Origin of the sequence: Streptomyces sp. 8K308, assembly GCF_004348315.1 — a bacterium.
Lineage (GTDB): Bacteria > Actinomycetota > Actinomycetes > Streptomycetales > Streptomycetaceae > Streptomyces.
The window spans coordinates 26,466-35,227 of the sequence record NZ_SMKC01000039.1; the positions used below are offsets into that span (position 1 = coordinate 26,466).

The 8,762-nt window shown below is 72.2% G+C and carries 7 protein-coding genes; 1 reads left to right on the forward strand and 6 read right to left on the reverse strand.

Annotation, left to right across the window (positions count from 1 at the left end):
• Positions 1–153: 153 nt before the first annotated feature.
• The 5 genes from E1265_RS08835 to E1265_RS08855 form a co-directional block, all read right to left on the reverse strand.
• On the reverse strand, positions 154–399 hold the full coding sequence (locus tag E1265_RS08835; protein ID WP_132929688.1) for a hypothetical protein: 246 nt from the start codon (positions 397–399) through the stop codon (positions 154–156).
• Between the two features lie 2 nt (positions 400–401).
• Positions 402–953 (reverse strand): DinB family protein, encoded by a 552-nt coding sequence (locus E1265_RS08840; RefSeq protein WP_132929689.1) that lies wholly within the window; start codon positions 951–953, stop codon positions 402–404.
• A 164-nt stretch (positions 954–1,117) separates the two neighbouring features.
• Complete coding sequence (locus tag E1265_RS08845; protein ID WP_132929690.1) at positions 1,118–4,423, reverse strand: alginate lyase family protein; 3,306 nt, start codon at positions 4,421–4,423, stop codon at positions 1,118–1,120.
• Positions 4,420–5,967, reverse strand: a complete 1,548-nt coding sequence (locus tag E1265_RS08850) for a glycosyl hydrolase family 28 protein (protein WP_132929691.1) — start codon at positions 5,965–5,967, stop codon at positions 4,420–4,422. Before E1265_RS08850 ends, E1265_RS08845 begins: the two co-directional genes overlap by 4 nt.
• A 258-nt stretch (positions 5,968–6,225) precedes the next feature.
• Positions 6,226–6,900 (reverse strand): AIM24 family protein, encoded by a 675-nt coding sequence (locus tag E1265_RS08855; RefSeq protein ID WP_132929692.1) that lies wholly within the window; start codon positions 6,898–6,900, stop codon positions 6,226–6,228.
• 170 nt (positions 6,901–7,070) lie between these two features.
• Between E1265_RS08855 and E1265_RS08860 the strand changes: the two genes are divergently transcribed.
• Positions 7,071–8,057 (forward strand): C45 family peptidase, encoded by a 987-nt coding sequence (locus E1265_RS08860; RefSeq protein ID WP_132929693.1) that lies wholly within the window; start codon positions 7,071–7,073, stop codon positions 8,055–8,057.
• Positions 8,058–8,219: 162 nt separating this feature from the next.
• Here E1265_RS08860 and E1265_RS08865 read toward each other — a convergent pair.
• On the reverse strand, positions 8,220–8,762 hold a 543-nt coding region (locus E1265_RS08865), incomplete at its 5' end, for an HNH endonuclease family protein (RefSeq protein WP_132929694.1).

Genomic DNA, 8,762 nt, shown 5'->3' on the forward strand with positions numbered 1-8,762 from the left:
TCGAAGTGGGTGAGACCGAGGCAGGCGCGGGTGATGTCGCCCATTCGCCTGGGTGACCTGGTGCAACGGAGAACGATTCCGTGGTTCTCGCTGCTCGATGAGGGGGAGATCCGGTTGGTCTGGCCGGCCGATGGCGATGGCGTGGCCGCTGATCTACCCAACCTCTGACGGCGACGACGTGGAGCACGTCCGCGGGGCGGGCGGCCGTACGCGCGACGGGCGGCGGCGCGTCGTCGAACCCTCGCCGTCAGGCGGGAGCTTGTCGGGCAGGGGGCGGGCCTGGTCGCGGCGCAGCAGGGCGCGAGCCGCCGCCACCTCGTCTCGGGACAGCGATGCGTTGTCCGTCTCGAAGTCGGCGGCGATCTCCCGCAACGTGTCCATGGCGACCCGCTGCTCCATCGTTACTGCCCGACCCGGCCGTCGATGAGTTCGCGGAGGAGGTCGGCGTGGCCGTTGTGGCGGGCGTACTCCTCGATCATGTGGACCAGGACCTCGCGGAGGGAGACCGGGCCCTGGGCCGTCCGGCCGGTCACGTCCAGGGTCGGGGCCTCGGCGACGAAGCGGTCGGCGAAAGCGCACTCGGTGCGCCAGTTGCGCCAGGCCTCGTCGACCAGCGCCTGGTCGGGGGCCGCGCCGTCCCAGTCGGCGTCCGGTTCCGCGGTGGAGATGTAGTAGGCGACGTCCGGCAGCCCGGACATGCGGACGCGGAACCAGCGGCGTTCGACCTCTGCCAGGTGCCGCACCAGGCCGAGCAGCGACATGGTGGACGGCGGCACCGAGCGGCGAGCCAGCTGCTCCGGGCCGAGGTCCGCGCACTTCAACTCCAGCGTGAGCCGCTGGTAGCGCAGGTACTCCACGAGCGTGGCGCGCTCGTCGCCCAGCGTCGGGCCGCCTTCGCGGGGGTCCTCCTCCGGTGGGAGGAACAGGTCCGCGCGCTTCTTCGTCTGTGCCATGCGCACAGGATCCACGCTCCGCCGGGGGGAAGGCCACGCGTTTTTCGGCGGCGGACGGGGCCGCAGGACCATGACGTGCCATTCGTCCAGGTCACTGGCCACCGCCAGGGCGGCCCGGACGGCGGTGGTGGGCGGCACCGCCCACCACCGCCGCCGCCGCGGCCTCACACGACGCTCACCTCCTCGAAGACGGCGGTCGTCAGCCGCGAAGGGTCGCGGGAGCACACGACGAGGCCCGCGTAGTACGGGGCATCGCCGAAGGCCGGGACGGAACCCTCCGCGAGCGGCGTCCAGCTGGTGCCGTCGGCGGACACGGCGGCGGTGAACGTGGTGCCGGCGCGGGTCAGGCGCAGCCACGGGGGAAGGGCCGGGGCGGTGGCGGTGCCGGTGAACGTGCTGGCGCCTGCCACCCTCGTGCGCAGCATGAGCCGTGGGGTCGTCCCGCCGCTGAGGATCGCGCCAGCGGCCAGGTCGAACGGCGAGAGCGACTTCGCCATCAGCAGGCCGACGCGATCGGCGGTCACGGCGCCGGAGCGGGAGACCAGGCGGGCGGTGAGGGTGGCGTCGCCGCTGAGCAGCCGCCGGGCGAAGTGGCCGGTCATGCCCTGGTTGTTGACGGAGAGGTCGGTCCCCGCGCCGCGCACGGTGAAGCGGCCGGCAGCGGCGTCGTGGGTGGTGTTGCCCGGGGTGCGGAGCGCCACCACGCCGTAGGTGCCGAACTGGCGTTCGTCCACGACCAGGTCGCCGAGGTCCCCGGAGGTCCAGGGCGAGGGCGGCGGCGTGCCGATGGTGAGGGCGAGGCTGCCGGTGACCGAGCCGCCGGCGTTGGACGCGGCGACGGAGACGGTGAACTCGCCGGCCTGGTCGGGAACTCCGGAGATCAGCCCGGTGCTCCGGTCGAGACGCAGCCCCTCGGGCAGTCCCTCGGCGGAGAACCGTCGCGGGTGGTGGCTGGCCTGGAGGAGGTGGTGGAAGGGCACGCCCAGGGTGGCGTAGGCGGCGCCTGGGCCGGTGAGCTCCGGGGCGTGCGGGGTGGGCATGGCCGCGCTGGCCGTGGCCGAACGCGGTCCCGCGCCGGCGACGTTGGTCTTGGCGACGGCGTAGTGGTGGGTGCGGCCCGGCGTGCCGGTGGGGTCGGTGTGGCGGGTGAGGGTGCCGAAGCCGACCGGGCCGACGCCGGTGGCGATCTCCCGGCCGTCGCGCAGCACGGTGTAGCGGGCGGACGGGTCGGGGTCGCGCCAGCTGAGCTCGACGGCGTCGGGCCCGGTCCTGGCGGTCAAGCCGGTGGCGATCGTGACGGGGCGTGGCACGGACCAGCCCGTACGGCCTGGCGTGGTGAGGCGGACGTTGTCGAACGCCGCCGTGCCGGTCTCGGCGTAGGAGGCGTCGACGCCGAGGCAGGAGGAGAGGACGAGACCGGCGCGGAGGGTGCCGCCCAGGGCGGGCAGGTGCGTGGTGCCGACCTCGGTCCAGATGGCGCCGTCGGGCGAGATGGACCCGGTGAAACGGTTACCGCGCCGCTCAAGACGCACCCAGTACGGCATCCGCATCCGGTAGCCGTCCCCCGCCCCCTCCACGTAGGGGGCGGCGAGCGGGGTCGCGGAGTCGGGGAGGCTGCCCAGCTCGGAGAGCGGGAAGGCGGCGGCCGAGGTGATCGCCGTGAGCTGGGTGGGCGGCACGGGGGTGCTGCCGGTGCCGGAGGTGGGGCCGCCCGGCTCGGCGCGGGTGGTCCACACGCCGCTGAAGGTGTGCAGCGGCAGCCCCTGGATCAGCATCGCGGCCTGCGCGGCACCCGCGTCGAGGGAGGCGCGCATCGCCAGGCCGACCTTGGAGTACTGCGAGCTGAGCGGCCACACGACGCGGGCGACCAGGACGCCGTCGCCGGCGAGTGGGAGGTGGACGAAGTGCGCCGCGTCTGCGGTGCCGCCGATGTCGGCGCCGCCCGCCTCGATGGTGAAGCGCTCGCCGTCGAAGGCGGTGGTGCCTGGCCGGCGGACCTCGCCCACGTCGGTGGCGACCCAGGAGCCCGGCAGCCCCGCGGCGGCGGCGATGACCGGGGAGTCGGGGCCGGTGCCGGAGGCGTTGCTGGCGCTGGCCGAGTAGTAGTAGGTGCGGCCCGCGCGGGCGGTCGTGTCGGTGTACGTGGGCTCGGCGATGGCGTCGGCGAGGGTTTCGTACGGTCCCGCGGGGGCGGTGGCGCGGTGCAGCGCGTAGCTGTCGGCGCCGACGGCCGGGAGCCAGGAGACGGTGATCGCCCGGCCCCCGGCCGGGGCGGCGTGGAGCCCGGCGGGGGCCGCGGGCGGTGCGGTCACCGGCACGGGCCCGGCACCGGCGTAGGTGAGGGTGCCGAAGGACGGTAGGTCGTCGTTGGAGCCCTCCACCCGGCTCGCGACCACCCGCGCCAGGTGGGGCGCGGGCAGGCCGCGAACGCCGGCGTAGTGGGCGTGGAGCATCTCGTAGATGGGCGGGAGATTGCCCCGGACCCGGTCGGAGACGGTCTGCTTGATGTACTTGCCGGTCCGGTCGAGGTCGGGCGTGAACGGCACGTCGTCGCCGAGGTTGTAGCGGGCGGCGTACTCGGCGTTGGCCAGGATGCGGTCGTCGGCGAAGCCGTAGAGGTCCACGCCCTGGTTCCAGGCGACCTGGGCGGCGTCGGCGAGGAGGCCCACGGCGAGCTGCTCGTGGCCCTGGTCGCGTCCTGACTCCTGCCCCTGGCCCGCGTCGGTGACGATGCGGCCGTGCACGCTGCCGTTTCCGGCGCCGGCGGCGGCGAAGCGCAGCGCGTCCTCGAAGAGGGTGCGGTCCTCGCAGAAGACGCCGATGGCGAGGATGGTCTGGACGGCGGTGAGGTCCCAGTTGCCGTTGGCGTAGAGCATGTAGCCCGAGACGGCCGGGTACCACACGCGCAGGAATGACTCCTCGCAGCGGGCGATGTCCGCCGCCGCCCAGCCGTCGTAGCCGCTGTGGCGCAGCAACTCGGCGGCGTTGACGAACTTGAAACCCTGGAGCCCGGCGCCGAGCGGGCCGTCGGCCCCGGTGACGGCGGTGAGCGAGGCCGACCAGGCGTCGAGAATGTCGCGTGCCTTGTCGGCGTGGGCGCGCTCGCCGGTGACGCACCACATGAGGGCGTTCTGGTAGGCGGCGGCAGAGTCGGCGACCGCCTGGGACATGAAGTTGGTGGGCCCGCGGCCCCAGGAGGTGATCTGGCCGGTGTTGGCCACGGCGTAGCCGGCCTGGGAGCGCGGGTGCGCGGCCAGCGCCTGGAAGCCCGCGTACTGCGGCGACGCCTTGGCGGCGACGGCCTCGCGCATGCGGGCGAGGTCGGCGGCGGTGTGCAGCAGGCCGGGGTGGACGAAGCCGGCGGGTGCCGTGCCGGCGCGCGCCGGGGCGGGCAGGGCGAGGCCGGCGCCCGCCGCCAGCAGCAGGGAGGAGGCGGTCAGGAAGCTCCGCCGGGTGGGGTGCGCGGTCACTGGGCCGCCGCCTCGGCGGTGGTGAGGAAGCGGATGTTCTGGACGTGTTCGTTGACGAACATGGGCACGCCGTCCGAGGCCAGGTACCACCTCGGCTTGCCGGTGCTGTCGGCGATCACCCTGCCGTTGACGCGGAGGTTCTCGAAGGTGACGTCCCTGATGACGTGGTCCCCGTCGAGGCCGGCGATCAGCGAGAGGTCGGCGTTCGTGCCCTGGTAGCTGAGATCCTTGATGTAGACGTTCTCTATGCCGCGTCCTGGCGCGGTGTTCCACTTCGGGTTGTTGGTGATCCGCATGTGGACGAGCTGGCCCTGCCGGAAGTTCTCCACGCGGATGTCGTCGAACCTGACGTCCCGGACGAGGTTGCCGTCGCCGACCATGAAGGCGATGGCGCCCTGGTAGAGCACCTGGGGTTCGCGGTGGTCGAGGATGTCGATGTTCTCGTAGCGCAGGTTCTCCAGCACCTCGGGGGCGTTGGGGTCGGGGTTGCCGTGCACGCCGATGTTGATCGGGTGGGCGACGTCGGCCCAGAGCGTGCAGTTCCTGACGGTGATGTTGCGGGTGTCGCCGTAGAAGTCCCAGCGGTGGGTGTAGAGGGCGACGCAGTCGTCCGAGGTGCGCAGGAAGCAGCCGTCGATGGTGACGTTCTCCGAGCAGTAGAGCTGGATGCCGTCGCCCCAGCCCTGGTGGCTGAAGGCGCGCAGGTTCCTGATGGTGAGGTTCCGGGACTCGGCGACCCTGACGTTCTCGTACCGGGGGTTGAGGACCGTGACGCCGTCGATGGTGACGTTCTCACAGTCGCGGACGAAGATCGCGCCGCCTGGCGCGTTGTAGAGCACGCCGCGGCCGGTCAGCCGGGCGTTCTCCACCCCCTCGAAGACCACGGCGGAGGTGAGGACGGCGCCGGCGGCCAGGTGGACGGTGGTGCCGCTCGGCACCCGCAGCGTGCGGTCGGGGTGGGTGTGCAGGCCGGGGCCGAAGTACATGACCCCGCGGTCGCCCTCGGCCGGCGGGTCCTGCTCGATCGGGTTGGCCAGCAGGTGCAGGCAGTCGAAGACCTTGTCGTCGACCTGCACGACGAGGTTGCGGGGCCGGTCCAGGGTGAAGCGCGCGGTGCCGCCGAGCACCTCGGGCGTGATGCCGTACGAGTCCGGGCGGACGCGAACGGTCTCGCCGCCGCCCCGGTTGTAGGTGACCTCGACCTCGACGGTGCCGGAGAAGTCGAAGGCGGCCATCGAGGAGTTCTGCGCCTGGTTGCCGCCGGTGACGGGGTTGATGAGGGCGAGCCTGACCAGGTGGACGCCGAGCGTCTGCCAGGTGCCGCCGACGGGGCGCACCTTGACGGTGAAGGCGTTGTTGGTGGGCACGCTCGGAAGAGGCGGGTGGACGATCACTCTGTCCTCGACGGTGTCGGACTCCGCCGCGGTCGGTGCCGCGGACGGCGCGGCGGCCTGCGCGGTGCCCGCGAAGCCGGTGACGTAGCCGGCGACGGCGGTCGCGCCCACGGCCTGGAGTGCGGTGCGGCGGGAGGGCGAGGTGTTCATGAGGCATCCCTTAGAAAACGAAATCTAGTAACCGGTTACTCGATGCTCGAACGGGAGCGAAGCCAGGTCGGGGGGCGGGCGGGATCCGAACCCGCGAGCGGCCAGAGCTTCGACTCACGGCGGGGCCGTGTCAAGGCTCCTGACGGACATTCGAAACTTATCGGCGACTCGGGACCATGGCGACGACCGTCGGCGGGACGGTGCGGAGGCCCAGGAGACCTGGGCCCTCCGGCAGGTCGTCCACCGCTGGTCCGCCGCCTACTGTCCCGGCGGCGGCTTCAGCTCGCTCGGCTGGACGATGACGAAGCCCTCGCCCTGGAGGGCCAGCTGCATCGCCTCGCCAGAACCGCCGCGCAGCATCGAGCCGAAGCTCTGGCTCTGGTTGATCGAGGTGTGCAGGTTGGCCGACCAGCCGACCACCGCGTCCGTGTCGACGTAGACCGGGGCCTGCGAGGAGACCGGGATGATGATGGGCTCGCCGTCGGAGATCAGGCCGATGCGGCCCTGGCCGGTGAAGTGGCAGTTGAACAGGCCGCCGCCCGTCATGCCGGCCCCGCCCACCATCTTGATCTCGTAGGAGAGGGTCGGGTCGAAACACAGTACGTTGCGGCCGTTGATGGACAGGGCCTCGCCCGGCTGGTCGAGATCCATCACGAAGCAGTTCTGCGAGTTGTGCGCGAACCACACCTCCCCCTGACCGCGCACGGCCATCAGCGGCAGGCCCTCGCCGGTGACGGCGCGGCGCAGGAAGTTGCCCACGCCCTGGGACTTCACCTCGAACTGCAGATTGCCGCGAAAGGCCACCATCGAGCCCTGGCGGGCGTGACACTCGCCGTTGACCACGTACTTGATGGCCTTGGCGTGCTGAAGGGACATGCCCGGCGCGGTGGGCGGCTGGGCCTGGTATTCGGGTTTGAAAAGGTCGCTACGCACGCGCACAGCATAGACATTCGGCCAATGCGGACAGAAGGCGGGAGAAAGGGCGGGAATTTTGGTCGCTTTCCGTAGTCGAGCGAGGTGAAATCTCGAACTGCCGAAATAGCGGGAATTTGGCTACGCTGACCGGCGCCAACTCACGACGAGGCGGAGGTCCCGGGACAATCATGGCTCTGAAGAAGACGTTTCGCGCCACGGCGGTCGGCGATGGGGGAGACGGGCGGTGGGCGGCCGAGGCCAGGGCGGCGTGGCCGGAGGCCGAAAAGTGGCTGACCGACGAGGGGCGGACGGCGGCGGGCGCCGCCGAGGCGCGGCGGCTGTTCGACACCCATCTGCCGGAGCTCGTCCCGGTGTTGGAGCGGCTCGCGGCCCAGCTCGACCGGGGGCGGCTCGGCGAGACGTTCCTCACCCAGGCCGCGTTCAGGCCGTTCTTCGCCGCCTGCACCCAGGCCGCGTTCGACGGCGTCCTGCTGCGGAACTACGACTTCCCGCCCGACGAGGTCGAGGGCACCTTCGTCAGCTCGAACTTCCTGCGCCCGGTGATCGGTTCGCAGGACGGGATCTGGGGGCTGCTCGACGGGATGAACGACGCCGGGCTCGCCGTCTCGCTGACCTTCGGCGGCCGGCTGGTGCACGGTCCGGGTCTCGCCGTGTTGATCGTGGTCCGCTATCTGCTGGAGACCTGCGACACGGTGGACGAGGCCCTCGCGGCGCTGCGCCGGATACCGGTCGCGCTGTCGCAGAACCTCACGCTGGTCGACCGCGAGCGGGCGGTGACCGTGTACCTCGGGCCCGACATGGAGCCGACCGAGGCGGCGGGCGCGGCGGCCGGCGGGGCGCTCGCCTGCGCCGCCAACCACCAGCACCTGCCGGTCTCCGAGGAGGAGGAGCGGGGGACGAACACCGAGGAGCGGCTCGCGACCGTCAGGGCCGTGGCCGAGGGCCGGGAGCCCGAGCAGGTGCGGAGGGCGTTGCTGCGGCCGCCGCTCTACCGGTACGGCCACGAGGGCGCGGGCGGCACGGTCTACACGGCGGAGTACCGGCCGGCGGAGGGCCGCGTGACGTACCTCTGGCCGGGCGAGGAGCCGTGGGAGCTGTCGTTCGACGCCTTCGAGGAGGGCGGCAGGACGGTGACCCTGGGGCGGGAGGCCTGAAACGTGTCCCTCCTCCGCCGCTCGCCGGGTTGTGAGCACGACGGGGCGCGACGGAGGAGGGAGGTTCCGGCCGGCGTGACGGGGCGTCGTCCGGGCGTGGGGCCCGTCGACGGTGGGGGCGTTCCCGTCAGCCGCCGGAGTCGTGGGGGGATGAGATCGGGGTCAGCAGCCGTTCAGTATCGAGGTGAGCGCGCTCCGCTCGGCCGAGTCCACCGACAGGCCGTAGTAGTACTTCACCTGTACCCAGGCGCGGGCGTAGACGCAGCGGTAGCTGCTGAGCGGGGGCATCCATTCGGCCGGATCCTGGTCGCCCTTGGACTGGTTGACGTTGTCCGTGACGGCGATCAGCTGCGGCCGGGTCAGGTCGTTGGCGAAGGCCTGGCGGCGGGTGGTGGTCCAGGAGCTGGCGCCGGAGTCCCAGGCCTCGGCGAGCGGGACCAGGTGGTCGATGTCCACGTCGGAGGCGGCGGTCCAGGTGGCGCCGTCGTAGACGGAGTACCAGCGGCCGCTGGTGGCGGCGCAGCTCGAGTCGGTCACCACGTTGGTGCCGTCCCGCTGGAGGACGACCTCTCGGGTGTTGCAGCTGCCGCTCTGGGTGATCCAGTGGGGGAACAGGTCGCGGTTGTAGCCGGTGCGGTTCTCGGTGGCGACCGTGAGGGAGGCGAGGTAGGAGCGGGCGGTGGCCGCGCTGACCGGGGTGGGGAG

Bases quoted from the DNA above. Each gene is read 5' to 3' on its own strand.
- E1265_RS08835 (WP_132929688.1), bottom strand. From the start codon at position 399: ATGGAGCAGCGGGTCGCCATGGACACGTTGCGGGAGATCGCCGCCGAC.
- E1265_RS08840 (WP_132929689.1), bottom strand. From the start codon at position 953: ATGGCACAGACGAAGAAGCGCGCGGACCTGTTCCTCCCACCGGAGGAG.
- E1265_RS08850 (WP_132929691.1), bottom strand. From the start codon at position 5,967: ATGAACACCTCGCCCTCCCGCCGCACCGCACTCCAGGCCGTGGGCGCG.
- E1265_RS08860 (WP_132929693.1), top strand. From the start codon at position 7,071: ATGGCTCTGAAGAAGACGTTTCGCGCCACGGCGGTCGGCGATGGGGGA.